The sequence below is a fragment of the Microbacterium sp. genome, from assembly GCF_047607465.1.
GTDB lineage: Bacteria > Actinomycetota > Actinomycetes > Actinomycetales > Microbacteriaceae > Microbacterium.
The window spans coordinates 36,729-56,074 of the sequence record NZ_JASGCY010000033.1 but is presented as its reverse complement, the minus strand read 5'-3'; the positions used below and the strand labels follow the sequence as shown (position 1 = coordinate 56,074).

22 protein-coding genes are annotated in these 19,346 nt (G+C 68.5%); 7 read left to right on the top strand and 15 right to left on the bottom strand.

Annotation, left to right across the window (positions count from 1 at the left end; genetic code table 11):
- Positions 1-272 precede the first annotated feature (272 nt).
- Positions 273-1,547 carry a PhoH family protein gene (locus tag QM568_RS04350; protein ID WP_415136300.1) on the top strand — a complete coding sequence of 425 codons (1,275 nt, stop codon included), beginning with the start codon at positions 273-275 and terminating at the stop codon, positions 1,545-1,547.
- A 173-nt stretch (positions 1,548-1,720) separates the two neighbouring features.
- On the opposite strand, the gene QM568_RS04345 is transcribed toward QM568_RS04350, so the two are convergent.
- The 6 genes from QM568_RS04345 to xseA all read right to left on the bottom strand — a co-directional run bounded on the left by QM568_RS04345 (position 1,721) and on the right by xseA (position 7,089).
- Positions 1,721-2,548, bottom strand: coding sequence for an endonuclease domain-containing protein (locus tag QM568_RS04345; protein WP_415136175.1), 828 nt, complete (start codon positions 2,546-2,548; stop codon positions 1,721-1,723).
- A gap of 252 nt (positions 2,549-2,800) precedes the next feature.
- Positions 2,801-4,195: a class II fumarate hydratase gene (locus QM568_RS04340; protein WP_415136173.1), complete on the bottom strand. Its 1,395-nt coding sequence runs from the start codon at positions 4,193-4,195 to the stop codon at positions 2,801-2,803.
- 49 nt (positions 4,196-4,244) lie between these two features.
- A complete protein-coding gene (locus tag QM568_RS04335) occupies positions 4,245-4,880 on the bottom strand; it encodes a carbonic anhydrase (RefSeq protein WP_415136171.1) in 636 nt (211 codons plus the stop codon).
- Positions 4,877-5,524, bottom strand: a complete 648-nt coding sequence (locus tag QM568_RS04330; protein ID WP_415136169.1) for a DUF4245 family protein — start codon at positions 5,522-5,524, stop codon at positions 4,877-4,879. Before QM568_RS04330 ends, QM568_RS04335 begins: the two co-directional genes overlap by 4 nt.
- Positions 5,521-5,748 carry an exodeoxyribonuclease VII small subunit gene (locus tag QM568_RS04325; RefSeq protein ID WP_415136167.1) on the bottom strand — a complete coding sequence of 76 codons (228 nt, stop codon included), beginning with the start codon at positions 5,746-5,748 and terminating at the stop codon, positions 5,521-5,523. Before QM568_RS04325 ends, QM568_RS04330 begins: the two co-directional genes overlap by 4 nt.
- A gap of 63 nt (positions 5,749-5,811) precedes the next feature.
- Positions 5,812-7,089: an exodeoxyribonuclease VII large subunit gene (xseA, locus tag QM568_RS04320; RefSeq protein ID WP_415136165.1), complete on the bottom strand. Its 1,278-nt coding sequence runs from the start codon at positions 7,087-7,089 to the stop codon at positions 5,812-5,814.
- A gap of 107 nt (positions 7,090-7,196) precedes the next feature.
- Here xseA and QM568_RS04315 point away from each other — a divergent pair, with 107 nt between their 5' ends.
- From QM568_RS04315 to QM568_RS04305, 3 genes are all read left to right on the top strand, one after another.
- Positions 7,197-8,222, top strand: coding sequence for a 4-hydroxy-3-methylbut-2-enyl diphosphate reductase (locus QM568_RS04315; RefSeq protein WP_415136298.1), 1,026 nt, complete (start codon positions 7,197-7,199; stop codon positions 8,220-8,222).
- Between the two features lie 46 nt (positions 8,223-8,268).
- Entirely contained in the window at positions 8,269-9,027 is a 759-nt protein-coding gene (locus QM568_RS04310) for an IclR family transcriptional regulator (protein WP_415136163.1), read from the top strand.
- Positions 9,028-9,305: 278 nt separating this feature from the next.
- Complete coding sequence (locus QM568_RS04305; RefSeq protein ID WP_415136161.1) at positions 9,306-9,830, top strand: DUF6264 family protein; 525 nt, start codon at positions 9,306-9,308, stop codon at positions 9,828-9,830.
- Between the two features lie 111 nt (positions 9,831-9,941).
- Here QM568_RS04305 and fbaA read toward each other — a convergent pair whose 3' ends face one another.
- Entirely contained in the window at positions 9,942-10,970 is a 1,029-nt protein-coding gene (fbaA, locus tag QM568_RS04300; RefSeq protein ID WP_415136159.1) for a class II fructose-bisphosphate aldolase, read from the bottom strand.
- A 181-nt stretch (positions 10,971-11,151) separates the two neighbouring features.
- Between fbaA and glpX the strand changes: the two genes are divergently transcribed.
- Complete coding sequence (glpX, locus tag QM568_RS04295) at positions 11,152-12,138, top strand: class II fructose-bisphosphatase (RefSeq protein WP_415136157.1); 987 nt, start codon at positions 11,152-11,154, stop codon at positions 12,136-12,138.
- Between the two features lie 197 nt (positions 12,139-12,335).
- Positions 12,336-12,617 carry a hypothetical protein gene (locus QM568_RS04290; protein WP_415136155.1) on the top strand — a complete coding sequence of 94 codons (282 nt, stop codon included), beginning with the start codon at positions 12,336-12,338 and terminating at the stop codon, positions 12,615-12,617.
- A 26-nt stretch (positions 12,618-12,643) separates the two neighbouring features.
- Here the strand turns inward: QM568_RS04290 and QM568_RS04285 are convergent, their stop codons facing one another.
- From QM568_RS04285 to QM568_RS04250, 8 genes are all read right to left on the bottom strand, one after another.
- Positions 12,644-13,909 carry a DNA recombination protein RmuC gene (locus tag QM568_RS04285; RefSeq protein ID WP_415136296.1) on the bottom strand — a complete coding sequence of 422 codons (1,266 nt, stop codon included), beginning with the start codon at positions 13,907-13,909 and terminating at the stop codon, positions 12,644-12,646.
- A 39-nt stretch (positions 13,910-13,948) separates the two neighbouring features.
- Complete coding sequence (locus QM568_RS04280; RefSeq protein ID WP_415136153.1) at positions 13,949-14,503, bottom strand: hypothetical protein; 555 nt, start codon at positions 14,501-14,503, stop codon at positions 13,949-13,951.
- On the bottom strand, positions 14,500-14,670 hold the full coding sequence (locus tag QM568_RS04275) for a hypothetical protein (RefSeq protein ID WP_415136151.1): 171 nt from the start codon (positions 14,668-14,670) through the stop codon (positions 14,500-14,502). Before QM568_RS04275 ends, QM568_RS04280 begins: the two co-directional genes overlap by 4 nt.
- Complete coding sequence (locus tag QM568_RS04270) at positions 14,667-15,206, bottom strand: hypothetical protein (protein ID WP_415136149.1); 540 nt, start codon at positions 15,204-15,206, stop codon at positions 14,667-14,669. Before QM568_RS04270 ends, QM568_RS04275 begins: the two co-directional genes overlap by 4 nt.
- The gene (locus QM568_RS04265; protein WP_415136147.1) at positions 15,203-17,017 is read right to left on the bottom strand and encodes an alpha/beta hydrolase; all 1,815 of its coding nucleotides are present in this window, start codon (positions 17,015-17,017) and stop codon (positions 15,203-15,205) included. Before QM568_RS04265 ends, QM568_RS04270 begins: the two co-directional genes overlap by 4 nt.
- On the bottom strand, positions 17,014-17,310 hold the full coding sequence (locus QM568_RS04260; RefSeq protein ID WP_415136145.1) for a hypothetical protein: 297 nt from the start codon (positions 17,308-17,310) through the stop codon (positions 17,014-17,016). The genes QM568_RS04265 and QM568_RS04260 overlap by 4 nt, the downstream gene beginning before the upstream one ends.
- Positions 17,307-17,819, bottom strand: coding sequence for a hypothetical protein (locus QM568_RS04255; RefSeq protein ID WP_415136143.1), 513 nt, complete (start codon positions 17,817-17,819; stop codon positions 17,307-17,309). Before QM568_RS04255 ends, QM568_RS04260 begins: the two co-directional genes overlap by 4 nt.
- Positions 17,820-17,905: 86 nt before the next feature.
- A complete protein-coding gene (locus QM568_RS04250; RefSeq protein ID WP_415136141.1) occupies positions 17,906-18,499 on the bottom strand; it encodes a 3'-5' exonuclease in 594 nt (197 codons plus the stop codon).
- A gap of 59 nt (positions 18,500-18,558) precedes the next feature.
- Here QM568_RS04250 and QM568_RS04245 point away from each other — a divergent pair, with 59 nt between their 5' ends.
- Positions 18,559-19,302: a class I SAM-dependent methyltransferase gene (locus tag QM568_RS04245; RefSeq protein WP_415136139.1), complete on the top strand. Its 744-nt coding sequence runs from the start codon at positions 18,559-18,561 to the stop codon at positions 19,300-19,302.
- The last annotated feature ends 44 nt before the right edge of the window (positions 19,303-19,346 follow it).

The window sequence follows — 19,346 nt, the reverse complement described above, 5'->3', positions numbered from 1 at the left end:
CCGTAACGATCGGCGGCGTGTCGAGCCGCGGTTAATCCGGCCCGCCGACGTACGGTCAAGGCATCGGGCAAGGCGCCCGGTCGAGTCGGCCTCCAGGTTCGCGACTCGTGACCCCCTGGTCGACTCGTTCGCATAGCCGGGAATCCCCCGGGTCGGGAGTGGTCGTGACCTCACGTACAGCGCAGCACAACGGCACCGCGCAGCAGCAGTCCACCCGCAAGACGCCGCGACGGGCCTCATCCGATGGCCTCGATCAGGACCTCCGCACCTACGTGCTCGACACCTCGGTGCTGCTGAGCGATCCGCAGGCGTTCTTCCGATTCGCCGAGCACTCGGTGGTGCTGCCCGTCGTGGTCATCAGCGAGCTCGAGGGCAAGCGCAACGACCCGGAGATCGGCTACTTCGCCCGTCAGGCGCTGCGTCACCTGGATGACCTGCGCATCGAGCACGGGCGCCTGGACTTCCCGGTGGAGGTGGGCGAGGGCGGTACGCTCCGCGTTGAGCTCGCGAACGCCGACACGTCGGTCCTTCCCGCCGGCATCCGTCTCAGCGACAACGACAGCCGGATACTCTCCGTCGCGATGCATCTCGCGCAGGACGGCCAGGACGTCACGATCGTCTCCAAGGATCTGCCGATGCGGGTGAAGGCGGCCTCGCTCGGACTCCGCGCCGAGGAGTACCTCGCCGAGCAGGCGGTCGACTCCGGGTGGACCGGCATCACGACACTCGACCTCTCCGGCGACGAGATCAGCGACCTCTACGAGAGCGAGGTCGGCCTCAGCGATGACGCGCGCGGTCTGCCGGTCAACACGGGGCTTATCATCCATTCCGAGCGCGGATCCGCGCTCGGCCGGGTCACCGGCGACGGCGAGTACCGGCTCGTGCGCGGCGACCGGGAGGTCTTCGGGATGCACGGGCGCTCGGCGGAGCAGCGCATCGCGATCGATCTGCTGCTCGACCCCGATGTCGGCATCGTCTCGCTCGGCGGTCGGGCGGGAACAGGCAAGTCGGCTCTGGCGCTGTGCGCCGGACTCGAAGCCGTGCTCGAGCGTCAGCAGCAGAAGAAGATCATCGTCTTCCGTCCGCTCTTCGCCGTCGGCGGGCAGGATCTCGGATACCTCCCCGGAGACCGCGACGAGAAGATGGGTCCGTGGGGCCAGGCGGTCTTCGACACCCTCGGCTCCGTCGTCTCGGGCAACGTCATGGAGGAGGTGGTCGAGCGCGGCATCCTCGAGGTGCTTCCGCTGACGCACATCCGCGGTCGCTCTCTGCACGATGCGTTCGTGATCGTCGACGAGGCGCAGTCGCTGGAGCGCAACGTGCTGCTCACGGTGCTCAGCCGCATGGGCCAGAACTCGCGGGTCATCCTCACCCACGATGTCGGTCAGCGCGACAACCTGCGCGTCGGCCGGCACGACGGCATCGCCAGCGTGATCGAGACGCTCAAGGGTCACGACCTGTTCGCCCACGTCACCCTGACCCGCTCCGAGCGCTCCGCGATCGCGGCTCTCGTCACGGAGCTGCTCGAGGGGTCCGAGCTCAGCTGAGGACACAGGGCGCCGCGGCATCCGTTGCCGGGGTCCTCTCTCGGCACAGATGCACGACCTGGGAACGGATGCACGGCGGATTCGGGTATTCGGTCGTGCATCTGTGTCCCGGTCGTGCACCTGTGCCGGGCCGGGCCGTGCCGAGGCCGCAGCCGTGTTGGGATCGGGGTCGGTCAGGCGCGAAGCCGCGCGAGCGCGGCGAGAATCGCGGACTGGACCGTGTCCCAGTTGTAGACGATCTGTGCGTAGTCGAAGTGCAGAGTCTCGTAGCCGAGGCGGGACGCCGCGGCATCCCGCACCAGATCTTTGTGACGCTTCGACAGACCGTCGTGGTTCTCCTTGCCGTCGGCTTCGAGGATGAGCCGGCCGCCGAGCACGAAGTCGACGCGGCCGACACCGTCGATCTGCACCTGACATTCCAGTTGGATGCCGAGTATGTGCAGGCGCAGCCGCAACAGCGATTCCAGCCCGCTCTGCGCATCTCCGCGCGCAAGATCAACCAGCCATCGGGCGCCCTCCGGCAGGGCCAGGCGGATCCGGGCTCGGGCAGCGCGCGGCAGCAGGCCGCGGTTGCATGCTGACTCGAACGCGGCGAAGAACGCCTCATCCCCGCCGCAGGCGTGCAGGTGCACGAGCGCCGTCTCGACATCGACTGCGCTGAAGCGGGTTCGTCCGCGGAAGTTGTGCACGGTGCAGGCGCAGCCTGGGTGCGGATGCCTGCGGCCGTTCTCACCGAGCCAGACATGCAAGGCATCGTCATCGAGGACCCACACCCCATGCAGTCGCAGCGCGGAACCGCAGGTGAGTGCGCCGCCGTGCGCGGCAGCGGTGCGGATGCCGGCATCCGTTCTCGGTGCGGCGAAGACGCCGGCGCGCACGCGCTGGATGCGCCGGGTGCCGACCTCCTGGGCGAGGCGCTTGCGCGAGATCCCGTGGCGCTGCAGCTGCGTGCCGCGGGCGACGCCTCCGAGGCGAGTGATGACAGTGGCGGGATCGAGCATGGGACAGACTCTGACGCATCCGAAACCCCCGTGGGGCACTGTCCACAGGGGATCGGGCAAAATCCTCCGCATCGTGATCCGTGCAGAGAGAGTCCCCAGGGTACAGATGCACGCCACGGGCACAGATGCACGGCCGAATCGGCGAAACGGTCGTGCAGGTGTACCCGGGGCGTGCAGGTGTACCGCGGCGGGTGCCCCGCGGCAGGTGTACCGGGGCAGTTGCCCCGCGGCAGGTGTACCGGGGCCCGGACGTCAGCCGGCGTGCGTCATCGACAGCAGGTCGAGCTTCTCGTCGAGCTGCTCGAGCGTCAGCTCGCCGCGCTCCACGTAGCCGAGGTCGATGACCGCGTCGCGCACCGTGATGCCCTTGGCGACCGCGTGCTTGGCGATCTTCGCCGCCGCCTCGTAACCGATGAGCTTGTTCAGCGGCGTGACGATCGACGGGCTCATGCCCGCGAACGCGGCGGCGCGCTCGAGGTTCGCCTGCAGGCCGTCGATGGTCTTGTCGGCGAGCACGCGCGAGGCGTTGGCGAGCAGACGGATCGACTCCAGCAGCGCGGTGCCCATGACCGGGATCGCGACGTTCAGCTCGAAAGATCCGGAGGCACCGGCCCAGGCGACGGTCGCGTCGTTGCCGATCACACGCGCGCACACCATGAGCACGGCCTCAGGGACCACCGGGTTGACCTTGCCGGGCATGATCGAGGAGCCGGGCTGCAGGTCGGGGATGTGCAACTCGCCGAGGCCGGTGTTGGGGCCGGAGCCCATCCAGCGCAGGTCGTTGTTGATCTTCGTCAGCGAGACGGCGATCGTGCGCAGCGCGCCGGATGCCTCGACGAGGCCGTCGCGGTTGGCCTGGGCCTCGAAGTGGTCCTTCGCCTCGGTGATGGGCAGCTCGGTCTCGGCGGCGAGCAGCGCGATGACCTTCTGCGGGAAGCCGAGCGGGGTGTTGATGCCGGTGCCGACGGCGGTGCCGCCGAGGGGGACCTCGGCCACGCGGGGGAGGGCGGCCTGCACGCGCTCGATGCCCAGGCGGATCTGGCGGGCGTAGCCGCCGAACTCCTGGCCGAGGGTGACGGGGGTCGCATCCATGAGGTGGGTGCGCCCGGACTTGACGGCGTCCTTCCACAGCTCGGCCTTCGTCTCCAGTGCCACGGCGAGGTGGTCGAGCGCCGGGATGAGGGTGTCGATGAGCGCCTGGGTGACGGCGATGTGCACCGAGGTCGGGAACACGTCGTTCGACGACTGCGAGGCGTTCACGTGGTCGTTCGGGTGGACGTTGGCCCCGAGGATGCGGGTGGCGAGGGTCGCGAGCACCTCGTTCATGTTCATGTTCGACGAGGTGCCGGAGCCCGTCTGGTAGGTGTCGACGGGGAACTCCCCGTCGTGCGCGCCCGATGCCACGGCATCCGCCGCCTGGGCGATCGCATCGGCGATCGCGCCGTCCAGCGTGCCGAGCTCCTTGTTCGCGAGCGCCGCCGCCTTCTTGATGCGGGCGAGGGCGGCGATCTGCGCGGACTCCAGGCCCTTGCCCGAGATCGGGAAGTTCTCCACTGCGCGCTGGGTCTGCGCCCCGTACAGTGCGTTCACGGGCACGCGCACCTCACCCATGGTGTCGTGCTCGATGCGGTATTCGATGTCGGTCATGGCGAACCTTCCTTGGTTGCGGGTGTGGTCATGGTCTGAGACACGCGGATCAGTCGAGGCCGACGGTGACCACCGGGACCGCGGTGCCCTCGGCCAGCCGGTAGTTGGCGCCGACGATGCCCAGGCGTCCCGCTTCGACGGCGGTCGAGATGAGCTCCGACGACTGCAGCAGGTCGCTGACGGTGTTGCGCAGGTGCTCGCGGCCGACGAGCTCGGCGTCGATGTCGGCGACGGTCGTGCCACCGGCCTCGGCGAGCACTTTGCGCGCTGCGGGGACGATCGGGGCGATGAGCTTCCAGATGTGCGGAGGCAGGGGAGCGGCATCGATCGCGGTGCCGTCGATCGCGGCGCGCACCGCCCCGCAGGAGTCGTGGGCGAGCACGACGATCAACGGCACCTCGAGCACGGCGACGGCGTATTCGAGGCTCGCCACGATCGACTCGCCGATCACCTGCCCGGCGTTGCGCACTACGAACAGGTCGCCGAGGCCGAGGTCGAAGATGATCTCGGCGGCGAGGCGCGAGTCCGAGCATCCGAAGAGCGTGGCGACCGGATGCTGCGCGGCGGCCAGGTGGTGCCGACGGGCGACGTCCTGATTGGGGTGACGGGGTTCATCGGCGACGAAGCGGGCGTTGCCCTCCTGCATCTGCTTCCAGGCAGCGGCGGGAGTGAGAGCCTCAGTCATCTTTCCTCCGAGAGGGATTCGAGCTGAGCGGAGAGGTCCTCGGCGACATCGCCGGTCGATTCGGCCGACCGCGATCCGCGCAGCAGCACGTAGTCGGGGCCGGCCTGCGTGCCGATGGCGTAGGTGATGTTCTGCTCGTCGCCTTTGTCGCCGGTCCGGTACACGTCCCACTCGCGTCCGGCGATCGTGATCGTGTCGGTGGCGGCGACGCCGTTGAGGCGCTGCGGCGCCCACGAGGAATCGGCGTCGAACGCCTGGGAGAGCTTGATGAAGCCGCGCTCGTCCTCGCCGCTGGGGGCGATCGTGACGTCCCACACGACGGGATTGCCGCTGGTGAGCTCGGCGGCGTTGACGCGCCAGAATCCGTCGTCGAGGTCGGGCACGACGACCGGGCGGTCCATCGTCGACTCGACGTCGGCGGCGATGGCCGCGACATCGATGTGAGGGGCGGATGCCGGTTCGCCGCGAGGCACAGCGAAAACGATCACGACGAGGACCGCGAGCGTGACGATGAGCGCAGCGATGAGGCTGCGCACGTTCTGGCTCGACTGGTACGCCCGGCTGGACGCCGCCTTGCGGGCCGCGGTCTCCTCGGGGGTCTCCGGGCGACCCAGCTCGGCGACGATCGGTGCGGGCTTGTTCACGATTCGTCCTCCGCGGATGCTGCGCGGGCCGCGTCCAGCCGGCGCTTCGCGCCGAGGAGCCACTCCTCGCAGCGGGCGGCCAGCGCCTCGCCGCGCTCCCACAAGGCGAGCGACTGCTCGAGGGTGGGGGCGCCCTGCTCGAGCTCGGCGACGACGCGCACGAGTTCGTCGCGAGCGGCCTCGAACGACAGGATCTCCACCGGGGTGTCGTTCTGCGCGCTCACCCCTCCATCCTACGGCGTGCCGTCGGGGCTTCCCTACGGCGTGCCGGGGTGCCAGCCCGCGGGTCAGCGACCCTCGGGCACCTCGCCGTCGGAGACCGCGGCGATGGAGCCGCGGTCGACGGTGATCGTGAGGCGCGTGCCGGCGGGGGCGTCTGCCGCATCGCGGAGGATCGCTCCGCCGTCGAGATGCGCGATCGCGTATCCGCGGGCGAGAGTCGCAGCCGGTGACAGCGCCCGCAGCGAGGCCCGCAGCTCCGCAGTCTTGCGCGCGGCGCCGTCGAGCTGACGGGTCACCGTGTCGCGGCCGCGCGACAGGAGCAGCCAGAGCTCCTGCGCGCGGGAGTCGATGATCGGGTCGGGGGAGCGCAGCGCCGGTCGCGACCGCAGCTGCTCGAGCTGGGCGATGTCGTGGCCGACGCGCTGGGTGAGCCTCATCGTCGCGCGGGAGCGCAGCTGGGCGATGAGCGCGCGCTGTTCGCCCACGTCTGGCACGACCCGCTTGGCCGCGTCGGTCGGCGTGGACGCCCGGAGGTCGGCCGCATCGTCGAGCAGCGGGCGGTCGTTCTCATGCCCGATCGCGCTGACGACGGGAGTGGATGCCGCAGCCACCGCCCGCACGAGACGCTCGTCACTGAACCCCAGCAGGGTCTGCGGGTCGCCTCCGCCGCGGGCGATGATGATGACGTCGACCTCGGGGTCGGCATCCAGTCGCGCCAGCGCGGTGAGCACCTCGGGCACGCAGCGCTCGCCCTGCACGGCGGCGTACTCGGTGCGCAGGCGCACCTGGGGCCAGCGCAGCTCGGCGTTGCGCTGCACGTCCTTCTCGGCATCCGATCTCTCGCCCGTGATGAGGCCGATCGTGTGCGGCAGGAAGGGCAGCCGCTTCTTGCGTGCTGGGTCGAACAGGCCCTCCTGGCGCAGCTGCGCCCTCAGCCGCTCGAGCCGTTCGAGCTGGTCGCCGAGACCGACGTGCCTCATCGAGGAGACGGTGAAGCTGAAATCGCCGCTCTTGACGAAGTAGTCGGACTTCACCGCCGCGACGACGTGGTCGCCGACACCGAGATCTTCAGGGATGCGCGTGCGCACGCTCGACCAGATCCGGATCGAGATCTGCGCGTCGGAGCGGGTGTCCTTGAGCCGGGCGAACACGTTGCCGGCGCGCACGTTCCACGACGTGATCTCGCCCTCGACCCAGACGGTGTTCCAACGCGCCACGAAGTCGCGGATCGTGGCGTTCAGCCGCGCCACCGACGTGGGGGCGTCCGCCGTGGAATCGCGAGGGGCCACGGCGTCGGACGCGGGCGTCTCGCCGGGCCCGGTCGTCGCTTCGAAGACTGTCATGTGATCCCTCCTCTACCCGGCCGTGCTCAGGTTGGCGGCGGTAGAATCCTCGGGTGACCTCGACTGCCGTTCATCTTCCCGCTCCGCGTGTTCCTCGAGTGCGTGCGGTGGCCGGGCGGCTTCAGGATAACCCGGTCGACGGACACAAGCGCGTCCTGCTCGCCGCCCCCCGCGGCTACTGCGCCGGCGTCGACCGCGCCGTCGTCGCCGTGGAGAAGGCCCTCGAACGCTACGGCTCGCCCGTCTACGTGCGCAAGCAGATCGTGCACAACATCCACGTCGTCACCGAGCTCGAGGCGAAGGGGGCGATCTTCGTCGATGAGGTCGACGAGGTCCCCGAAGGCGCTCATGTCGTCTTCAGCGCGCACGGCGTCTCGCCCGCCGTGGTCGACGCGGCATCCGATCGCGGTCTGCACGCGATCGACGCGACCTGCCCCCTGGTGACCAAGGTGCACCGCGAGGCTGTGCGCTTCGCGCGCGACGACTACGAGATCCTGCTCATCGGCCACGACGGGCACGAGGAGGTGGAGGGCACCGCGGGCGAGGCGCCCGACCACGTCACGATCGTCAACTCGCCCGCTGAGGCCGACACTGTGCAGGTGAAGGACCCGTCGAAAGTCGTGTGGCTCTCGCAGACCACGCTCTCGGTCGACGAGACCATGGAGACCGTCAACCGTCTGCGCACCCGCTTTCCCGAGCTGCACAACCCGCCCTCCGACGACATCTGCTACGCCACGCAGAACCGCCAGGTCGCGATCAAGAAGGTCGCCGCGCAAGCCGACCTCGTCATCGTCGTCGGCTCGTCGAACTCGTCGAACAGCGTGCGCCTCGTCGAGGTGGCCCTCGAATACGGTGCGAAGGCGGCCTACCGGGTCGACTACGCCGAAGAGGTCGAGCAGGCCTGGCTCGACGGAGTCGCGACGGTCGGGGTCACCAGCGGAGCATCCGTTCCCGAGGTCCTCGTGCGCGAGGTGCTCGAAGCTCTCGACGGCGCCGGCTACCACGACGTCGAGGAGATCCGCACGGCGGAGGAGGACCTCATGTTCTCGCTGCCGAAGGAGCTGCGCCAGGATGCCGCGGGCCAGCGCGACGCGCGCGCCCTCGGCGGGAGGGCGTCGGGCTCGGCGTCCTGACCGCTCCTCCAACGATGGATAGGATCGTCGCGGGAGGCTGGCATCCATGAGTTCTCAGGGTGAGCAGACGCTGATCGGCTCGGTGCAGCGCGCGCTGTCACTGGTCGATATCGTGGCGAACTCGGCGCGTCCGGTTCCGGTGAAGTCGCTGGCGGTCTCCAGTGGGCTCACGTCGGGGACCACCTACAATCTCGTGCGCACGCTCGTGCACGAGGGGTATCTGCGCACCGAGCCCGACGGCGTCGTCCTCGGTGCGCGATTTCCGGGTTTCTCCGCTCCGGCGGGCGGTGCCGGCATGTTCGTCTCGCGGGTCAGAGAGAGCCTGAACACCGTGACGGAGCTGACCGGCGTCGCCGCGTACCTGTCGCGTTTCACGGACGGGGAGGTGCACCTGGTCGACATCGTGGACGCCGTCGAGAACCCGCGTGTGGAGCTGTGGGTTGGTCTGCACGACAGCGCCCATGCCACCGCCCTCGGCAAGAGGATCCTGGCAGATCTGCCCGTCGCGGAGAGGCTGGACTACCTCTCCCGGCATCCGCTCGGCGAGCTCACCCCGCACACGATCAGCGATCGGCGCACGCTCCTCGCCCAGCTCGAGCACGGGCCGGGGTGGAGCATCGACCGGGAGGAGTACGTGATGGGGCACACGTGCATCGCGGTGCCGGTGATCGCGCCGGGCATCACCGCCTCGCTCGCCGTGTCGATCCCGCACGGCCAGGGTCTGCTGACGCCGGAGCAGGCGGCCCGTCAGCTCCGCGGCGTGGCCGGACGGCTCGCCCTGCAGCTGGGCGCCGACCGCCTGTGACCCGATTCCTGGGCATGGTTCATCATCTGAAAAAATGCCGCTGGACGTCGGTCACGCGCTTTTCTATCATCGGTGATGTAGCAGTCCGAACGACGACGCTACTGGCAGCAACGACGTCCCCAGCGTCTTGCGGTCCACTTGGATAACGAGTGTCCCCAGCGCTCCGAATCCGCGGCCCCGAGGAGTCCCCACTTCGCCGGGGCCGCCGTGTTTTTCCGAGTCCTCCGGGGAGCGCACGTTCGGAGCCCGCTCCGATGGATGCCGGTTAGCATGGCGTGATGAGTGATAATCTGCCCCGGTACGGCGAGTTGGCGACCCCCGAAGAGCAGCGCCGGGCAGCCGGCCTTCCGTCGGTGCAGATCGCCCCGGCGCTCGTGTCGTCGGAGCCGCTGACGACGGAGACGACGGATGCTGCGCAGACGGCTCCGCGCAAGCGCCCGGTCGATCGGCTCGTGACGATCGTCCTGCTCGCCTACGGCCTCGTCAACGTCATCGCCACCGGCTTGTCCTACCTGGACCTGCCCGGGGTCATGAACGAGGTCATGGGGGTGCTCGGCATCGAGGGCGAGTTCACGAACTACGCCCAGGGGCGGCTGTGGGGCACGGTCGCGGCCGTGGTCCTCGTCCTCGGCTGGACGCTGACCGCCGCTCTCGCCATCCGACGGCTGCGGCGCGGTCGGCTGACCTGGTGGGTACCCGTCGTCGGCGCCGTGATCACCTCCGTCGTCACGGGCGTCATCCTGACCGTCCCGATGCTCGGAGACCCGGCGTTCGTCGCGTACCTCGCCGGAGGCGGCCGGTAGGAACCTCCTGGCGGTGCGCCGTGCACCGCGGAACCGACGCGGGATCAGGTTCTGCACAGCGCGATGCCCCGGTCGCGAAGACGACCGGGGCATCGCGCCGTGACGTGTGCGTCAGCTCTTCGACTGGCCGTGCGAGCCCAGCTGACGGGTCGACTCGACGACGCGGGCGGCCATCGCGGACTCCGCGATCTTGCCCCAGGCGCGCGGGTCGTACTGCTTCTTGTTGCCGACCTCGCCGTCGACCTTGAGCACGCCGTCGTAGTTCTTGAACATGTAGTCGGCGATCGCGCGCGTGTAGGCGTACTGCGTGTCGGTGTCGATGTTCATCTTGATGACGCCGTTCGCGACGGCGAGGGCGATCTCTTCGTCGGTGGAGCCGGAGCCGCCGTGGAAGACGAGGTCGAGCGGCTTCGGACCGGTGCCGTACTTCTGGGCGACCTCGGCCTGGATCTCGCCGAGCAGCTCGGGGCGCAGCTTCACGCCGCCCGGCTTGTAGACGCCGTGCACGTTGCCGAAGGTGAGGGCGGCGATGTAGCGGCCCTGCTCGCCGAGGCCCAGCGCCTGGACGGCCTGGTCGACGTCGGCGAAGGTCGTGTAGAGCGCCTCGTTCGAGCCCTCGTGCTGGACGCCGTCCTCCTCGCCGCCGACCACGCCGATCTCAACCTCGAGGATGGCGTTGATGTTCTTCACGCGGGGGAGCAGGTCCTTCGCGATCTCGATGTTCTCCGCGAGGGGAACGGCCGAGCCGTCCCACATGTGCGACTGGAAGATCGGATTGCGGCCGGCTTTGACCTCTTCCTCGCTGGCGGCAATGAGCGGCTCGACGAAGCCGGCGAGGGCGTCCTTCGGGCAGTGGTCGGTGTGCAGGGCCACGGTGATCGGGTAGTTCTTGGCGACCTCGGTGGCGTAGCGCGCGAAGGCGAGGGCGCCGGTGGCGCGGGCCTTGACGGTGTGGCCGGCGAAGTAGTCGGCGCCGCCGGTGGTCACCTGGATGATGCCGTCGGAGCCGGCCTCGGTCAGGCCCTGGAGGACGGCGTTGATGGTCTGGGAGCTGGAAACGTTGAACGCGGGATAAGCGAAGCCGCCTGCCTTCGCGCGATCGAGCATTTCTGCGTACTGGTCCGGGGTGGCGACGGGCATGAGAACTCCTGCGATAGGTGAAGCCGGGACAGCAGTCACTCTATCCGGTCGGGGAGCGGATGCCGTGGGGATGACGCGTCGTAACGGGACGCTCTGCTAGGTTGTTAAGAATCCCGAATCCTTCATCGATATGTCGTCGAAAACGAAGGAAATCGGATTCATGACTGGATACTGTGGCGGCATGGTGAGTCTGACAGGTGACCTGAGTCCGCTGCGCCCCGATCGCAACCTCGCGATGGAGCTCGTTCGAGCGACGGAGGCCGCGGCCATCCGCGCGGTGCCGTTCATCGGACGCGGCGCCAAAGAGGCGGCCGACGGTGCTGCCGTCGACGCGATGCGCGCCTTCCTCGGGACAGTCTCGTTCCAGGGGAGGGTCGTCATCGGCGAGGGCGAGAAGGACAATGCGCCGATGCTCTTCAACGGCGAGGTCGTCGGCACCGGGACCGGCCCGCTCTGCGACATCGCGGTCGATCCGATCGATGGCACCTCGCTCACGGCGGCCGGTCGTCAGAACGCGCTGTCGGTGATCGCCGTCTCCGATCGAGGCACCATGCTTGACGCCTCGAGTGTCTTCTACATGGACAAGCTCGTCACCGGCCCGGCCGGTGTCGGCGTCGTCGACATCCGCAAGCCCGTCGGTGAGAACATCCGCAACCTCGCCGCGGCCCTCGGCAAGCCGGTCGACGAGATCGTCGTGTCTGTGCTGAACCGCCCCCGTCACGAGAAGCTCATCCAGGAGATCCGTGACGCCGGGGCGGGAACTCGACTGATGAGCGACGGCGACGTCGCCGGCGGCATCAACGCCGCCCGTCACGGTGCGCGCACCGACATGTGCGTCGGCGTGGGCGGCAGCCCGGAGGGCATCGTCACCGCGTGCGCGATCAAGGCGCTCGGCGGACACATCCAGGGACGGCTGTGGCCGCGCGATGACGACGAGCGTCAGCGCGGAATCGACGCCGGGCTCGACATGGACAAGATCTACGAGGCCGATGACCTGGTCAAGGGCGACAACACGATCTTCGTCGCGACGGGTGTCACCGACGGGCAGCTCGTCGCCGGCGTGCGGCGCGAGGCCGGTTACATCTACACCGAGAGCGTCGTGCTGCGCGGCGCGTCGGGGACGTTGCGCCGCATCGCCTCGGAGCACCTCGTCTCCAAGTGGCTCTGACCGCACGATGATCCGGTGCAGCCGGTCGGCGGGCTCCGCCGCGCCGTCGGCGTGACCCGGACGGGCATCGTTATCGAGCCGGAACCCGCCGTGACCTGGCTGACCGGGCTCTCCGCATGCCTCGTGACACAATTGTCACGGGGGTTTCTCACCGTCGATGGACCGGCGACGATCCGCAGGCACAGGAGGGCGAGCACATGACCGCGCAGCAGACCAAGGGTGCGAAGGCAGCCGAGACGAAGTTCGTGACGACGAACACCGGCCGCATCCTTCGCGTGAACCCCGACCAGCTGGAGGCTGCGGCCCGCACGTCGGCGCCCGATGTTCACGCGACGGATCCGGCGCGTCGCGCCGACGTGCTCTTCCGCAAGCGTCGTGATGAGGGCCACGAGATCAGCGCCTGGTGGATGATCGGCGCCTTCCTCGCGACGAGCGGCCTGGTCATCCTCCTGCTCTCGGGCGTTCCCGGCGTGGCCTGACGCGCAGTCGTCTTCCACCGATCGGATCATTCGTCGTCGAGACGGTGACGCAGGTCGCCGAGCTCCGCACGCGCGGTCGCGGCGGTGCCATCGGGGTCGTCGCCGCGCGACGGATCGGCCGCCGCGGCCAGCTCACTCGCGGTGAAGCGGCGCGGGGCGCTCTCGATCACCTGAGGTGCTGCATCGAGCGCTGAGGAGTCGATGCCGGGGAACTGTCGGGCCGTCACGAGCACGCGGTTCTCCAGGGAGCCTGCGAACCTGTTGTAGCTGTCGACCGTGCGCTCCAGCGCCCGGCGCAGATCATCGGCGTGACCGGCGAGCACTCCCAGGCGGTCGTACAGCTGCGTGCCCAGGCTCAGCAGCGCCTTGGCCTCGGTCGAGACCTCCTGCTGGGTCCAGGTGTAGGCGACGGTCTTCAGCACCGCCCAGAGGTTGACGGGCGACGCGAGCGCCACGCGGCGGCTGAACGCGTAGTCGAGCAGCGTCGGATCTTCATCGATCGCCGCCGCGAGCAGCGATTCGCTCGGCAGGAAGCAGATGACGAACTCGGGGCCCGTGTCGAGGCCCGACCAGTACGCCTTCTTGGTCAGGGCGTCGATGTGCGCCCTGACGGCCTTCACGTGCTTCTGCATGAGTGCCCGGCGCTGGCTCTCGTTGGCGTCGCCGACGGGCAGCGCCGATGCTTCGAGGTAGGCGTCGAGGGGCACCTTCGCGTCGACGGGGACCGAGGCGCCGCCGGCGAGCCGGATGACCATGTCGGGACGTCCGGTGCCTCGATCGGACGACACGGTCGACTGGAGGTCGAAGTCGACGTGCCGGGTCAGACCCGCAGCCTCGACGACCCGCCGCAGCTGGGTCTCGCCCCACACCCCGCGGGTCGCGGTCGATCGCAGCGCACCGGCGAGCGAGTCGGTGGTGGCACGGAGGGCCTCGTCGGACTCCTGCGCCCTGCGCAGCTGCTCGGCGAGGGAGCCGAACTGGGCATGCCTCTCCTGCTCGATCGCGGCGACCTTGTTCTGCATCTGCTGCAGGCTCTCGCGCACGGGAGCGAGAGCGGTCAGCACCGCGTTCTGCTGCTGCACGCGGTGCGCCTCGGCGCGCTGCTGCTCGCGCGCATGCTCCACGGTGTCGCGGTACAGGTCGTACTGGCGATCCCGGTCGTCACGGGCTGCGGCGAGCTCGGCCTGCAGGCGCGCGCGCTCAGCCGCGCCGCGCGATGCCCGCAGGAACCATCCGAACGCGGCCCCGATGACGAGGGCGGCGAGGGCGAGAACGAGGGTCAGAGCATCCATGAGGATCATGATGCCCCCGGCATCCGACATCGCGCAGGATCACTCACGCGGGAGGATCTCCTTTTCGAGGTCGACCATCTTCGTGAAGTAGGCGCCATCGGGGATTCGTACGCAGTCGTCCGCGATCGTGATCCCGAGATCCATCTCGTCGGCGCCGTATTGGACTCCTCCTGCCGTGGATCCGCCGGTCTTGATGTCGAGGGTGATGTCGTCTCGCGTGAGCCGTCCGGCAGGGGTCTCGGCGGGTATGTCCACGTCGTCGTAAGTGTGAGTGTCTGCCCACCCGGTCATCTCCAATTGCTCGACGAGCGCGTTGAATCCGGTGACGAGGTCTTCGCCGAGGGTTACGCTGATGCCGGCGCGGTACGCGGCACCGGGGGCGGGTTCGCTCTGACAGCCGTCGACGCTACCGTGCGCGGATGCGCCGCTCAATCCGGCGGCATCGAGAGATTCGAGGACATCCTGGGTCGCAGCGTCGACCGACGCTGCTTTCTCCTCGAGCACCGCATGCGGATCCGCAGGCACCGGGGAACAACCGACGAGAATGAGTGCGAGCAGCCCCGCTCCCAGCCTGACCACCGCTGTGCTTCTCATCGCTCTTCCTCCGACTCCGCGGTGTCGGACCGTCCAAGAACGTCGCTCGTCGGCATACGATCCGCCTCCGGGTCCTTCGCAAAGCCCCACCAGGGATCGTACGACTGTTCAGCTGCGTTGATCTCGTTGCCCTGCCCGTCGACGATGCGCCCGATCGATGTCGTCACTCACGTGGGAGGATCTCCTTTTCGAGGTCCGCGAATTCGTCGGCGTAGGTCCCGTCGGGGACTCGCACGCAATTGTCGGGCTGAGTGGTGCCGGCTTCGATCTCGTCTTCTCCGTATCGCTTCCCGCCGATCGTGGCACCGCCGGCTTTGACGTCGATGGTGATGTCGTCTCGTGTGAAGCGTGCAGAGAGATCGTCTGTCCCGATCTCGCCGACGTGATTCCATCCGAGTGTCGTGAGCTCATCGATGACAGCTCTCATCGCCTCGGACAAGTCTCCGGAGACCGTCGCGTGTGCGGACGTGGTGTATGCCATTCCGGGCAGCATGCTGCCGCCACAGTAGTTGATATGTCCGGCAGCTGATGCAGCTTGAGTCCCGGCGGACTCGAGCGCCTGGAGGATGTCCTGAGTGGCGTCGTCCAACTCGTCGGCTCGGCGCTCGAGTTCCCCACGGGCGCTCTCTGGCGTGGATGCGCAACCGGTGAAGAGCACCGTGAAAAGGCATATGGCCGTAATCACCGGTCCTGTACGTTTCATGGGTTTAGTCCTGTATTCGACTGACCGTCTTCGTCAGAGGTCGGCGTGCGATTCGCCTCCGGATCCTGCGCAAGATCCCACCACGGATCGTACGACTGTTCGGCTGCATTGACATCACCGCCGTGTCCGTCGACGATGCGACCGAGGTTGTAGAGCGACTCGGTGTCGCGGTCGAAGTACTTGATGTGATCATCGATGTTGTAGCTCGGGCTTTCGTAGTGATGGCCTCTCACCACGGCCACATTTCGATGCCTGTCCACGGCCTCAGCCTCGAATCTGTGCGCGCCGAAATCCTCCGAAGATGGGTCGACGCCGAGTCCTGCATCGAAGAGCCAGTCCTTGCCGAGCCATCCTTCATCACCCAAGGCTGCGACGACGTCACTGCTGTTGCGGCCGACGTAGACGTGATCGGCGCCGACGCTGAAGTCGGATGCACTCTCGGCAGGGCCCGTTCCCGGGCTGCCGACCAGGGCGATGTCGTCGACCGCGAGACCGTGCTCCGTGGCCGCGTACGCCGTTGTAGTCGACCCGTAACTGTGGCCGATTGCCGTCATGTGTGCTGGGTTGTCCGCTCGCGATGCTCTGAGCCCGTCGACCGCATCCGCAAGTCGCTCGCCACCGTCGGCGGCGTATCGCTCCAGTGGAACCTCGCCCCATTCGAGAGGATCGCCGGCAGGAGTGTCGTACCCGAGCCAGAACATGGTCGCCACGCTCGAACCGTCGCCGCTATACCGCGCGCTCTCGTAGAGATCGGCGGCTTGCTGCGCATAGGCCGGAGAATCGTCCATTTCCGTGCGGATGCCGGGTATCTGAATCGAGACGTCATCGGCCGTGTCAAGGTCGCCTACAGCGATCGCGACGCGGCCATCTCCGTCGAAAGCGTCGGGGTCGTAGAGCCAGAGAGTCCCGCCCGGCTTCTCGTCGGTGCCCGGCACGACGTAGTCGTCCGCGAGCTTCAGAGCCTCTGCCGCGGCCTCCGCGTTCTCAAGGCGCTGTCGCTCGTCGGAGGTGAGCGTGCCGGCCTCGTCTTTCCTTCGAAGCTCTGCAAGCTCGCTGTCGAGCAGGAGCCGGTTCGCATCGTCGCGTACCCGCGCTGGCAGACCATCGGCGCTGCCGAGCCGCTCCGGGTATGCCGCGATCAGCGCATCCTGCTCGGCCTCGGAGAGACCGGCCCACCATTGCGCCATCTTCTCCGGCCCGTCGCTCACCGAGGGCATCCCACCTATGGCGCTCAGGGCGAGAGGGGCGATCCCGCCGTCGGCACTCGCGGCTTCAGAGACTGTGTCGGCGCCGGTGAACAGCTGCACGAGGAAGTCCTCGTTCGCGCTCACCCGCTGCGTGAAACGCGCGATTTCATCCACGAGTCCGGCGTGCCGTGTGGCGAGGCTGCGGGTGCGATCCTGAAGCTCGGCCATTGCAGCCTCGGTCACATCGACGGCGGCATTCACGTCGGCAATGAGGTCGTTGCGATCGCGGTGGTAGGCGGAGATCTCGCCGGTGAGGTCGGTGTGCTCGCTCAAGAGCGTCCGCAGCTGTTCGGCGAAGACGTCTATGCCGCGGGCCACGCGCTTGAGCGTCGCCGCCATAGGCTCATGCTTCTTCGCGAAAGCTGCGGCGTGCTCCGAGTACGCCGATGCGGCCTCTCCCAGCCAGAGGTAATTGGGAGAGGCGAGGGCTGCCGCCTCCTCGGCGAACTCATTGATGCGTGCAGCGTTCGACAGCAAGACACCGGCCAGCGACTCTGCGTCGGATGGCGTGCCATCGGGGCGCTTTACAGGAGCGATGGTCCCTGGAAGATCGATCGTCGTCAATGCGGCTCCAACTGCTCCAGGCGGCGGGCGATCTCTTCGTCGAAGCTCGTATACGCGCCGTGGATGGAGCGCAGTTCGTCAGCGTAGACGTCGGCGGCGACAGATGCCTTCCGCTGGGTGTTCTCCCACATCTCCAGGAAGATGCGCGCAGGTCCTTGCGCGGCGGAGGGGAGCCCGCTCGTCGACACCCCAGAGAGCCCGTTGGCCGCGCTGCGCAACTGGGATGCCTGATCGGACCATCGAGGGACCAGCAGCTCGGTTGCGAGCGGGTCGTAGTACACGCCGTCGGTCACGACACGGATCCGATCAGCTCGCGCGCGCGTCCCGCGCTTACCGGCAGGCCGGTCGAGGTGAGGCGCAGGAACAGGCGGCCGGTCTCGGTGGCGTATCCGAACAGCAGGCTCTCGGCTCCCATCTCGCCCGCCCGGTCTGCTGCGATTCGGGGCATGCCGGTCGGCGGTATGAACACCTGCCAGCCGTCGGCTTTGAGCGGTGCCGATGCTTCGCGCAGGTGCCCGAGCCCGGCAGCGGCGCTCACTCCGTCGAGCGTGAGCGTGACTGCATGCCGCACGGAATCTCGGGTCGGGCCGGGTATCCAGCGGCGCACGCTGGTCGGCATCCCATGCCCGACAAGGCGTTGCCAGCATCCATCCGCTTCCGCGATCTCGAGCGCGGCGAAGGGCTCGGGAGCGCGCACCGGGAGTGTGGAATCGGCGACCGGCTCCGGTTCTGGGGGCAGGATGACGATGTCAAGATCCGGATGCCGTCGACGCACCGCAGACCAGAACGGATCGTTGTTCACCACATGTGCATCGGATTGCGACACGGAGCCCCCTCTTTGTACGCCCTCATGTTAGCGACGACGCGCTTGAGAGGCACATCGCGATCTCAGGCGACGGCGCGCTCCGGGGCTGCGACGGCGGGCTCGGAGATCCGGATGCCGAGGATCTGCGCGAGCTCGTGCACATCGCAGGCGCCGGCGCGCCTCGCCGCATCGATGACGATCTGCGCGCAGGCCCTGGCGTCGGCGAGGGCGTCGTGGTGCGCGAACTCGGCGAATCCGGCGGCGGCTGCCGCCTTCGGCAGTCGGTACGAGTCGAGCTCGTACGTCTTGCGGGCCACCTGCAGACTGCACAGCGACCGATAGGGCGGGCAGTCGAGCGCGGTGGCCTGCGACGCGCGCCGCAGCACGGAGAGATCGAATCCGGCGTTGTGCGCGACGAGCACGTCGGTTCCGGCGAAGGAGCACAGCCGGTCGAACTGCTCGCGCCAGGTGGCGGCGCCGCGCACGTCCTCGGCGCGGATGCCGTGGATCCGCACGTTCCACTCCTGGAACTCGTCGTGCCCCGCCGGCGGCTGGATGAGCCATCCCGCCGTCGCCACGACATGGCCGTCGCGGACGCGGACGAGACCGACGGAGCAGGCCGACGCCGGGCTGGAGTTCGCGGTCTCGAAGTCGATGGCGGTGAAATCCAGGGGCACGTCTTCACTCTCTCCTCTCCGTCGGCGCTCCTCCGGCAGGCTCGCCGTAGGCTGGCTGCATGGCCGCAGAGCGCGCGACGTCGTTCGGAACCGAGACCGCCCATTACGAAGCGGGTAGGCCGGAGTACCCCTTCGACGCGGTCGCGTGGATGCTCGATCCGCTCCCGGAGGGCCCGCGGCGCGTCGCGGACGTGGGGGCAGGGACGGGCAAGCTCACCCGTGCGCTGGTCACGGCGCCGGATGCCGAGGTCGTCGCCGTCGATCCCGACCCCGCGATGCTCGCCGCTCTCGGCGAGGCGGTGCCGGGCGTGCCAGCGTTCGTGGGCACAGCGGAGGCGCTGCCGCTGCCGGATGCCGCCGTCGACGCGGTCGTGCTCGGCCAAGCCTGGCACTGGGTCGCCCCCGTCGCCGCCTCCGCCGAGGTCGCCCGTGTGATCCGACCAGGGGGAGTGCTCGGCCTCATCTGGAACATCCGCGACGAGCGTGCAGCGTGGGTGCGGCGGCTCACCGAGATCATGCACAGCAGTCCAGCGGAGAACATGGTGAACGGCCCGACCGGCCCGAACATCGCGGCTCCTTTCGGCGACGTCGACAAGCGGAGCTGGGAGTGGGCGCGACCGATGACGAGGCAGATGCTGCATCGGATGGCGCTCTCGCGCAGCTACATCATCACAGCATCCGTCGACGAGCGCGCGCAGATCGCGCGCGATATGGATGCGCTGTTCGACGAACTCGGTCTGCACGGGGACGACACCATCGACCTGCCGTACGTCACGACGGCATTCCGCGCCGTGCGCCCTTGACGGCGCAGGTGTCGCGCGCTCGGTGAGGCGATGGCAGCCGCGGC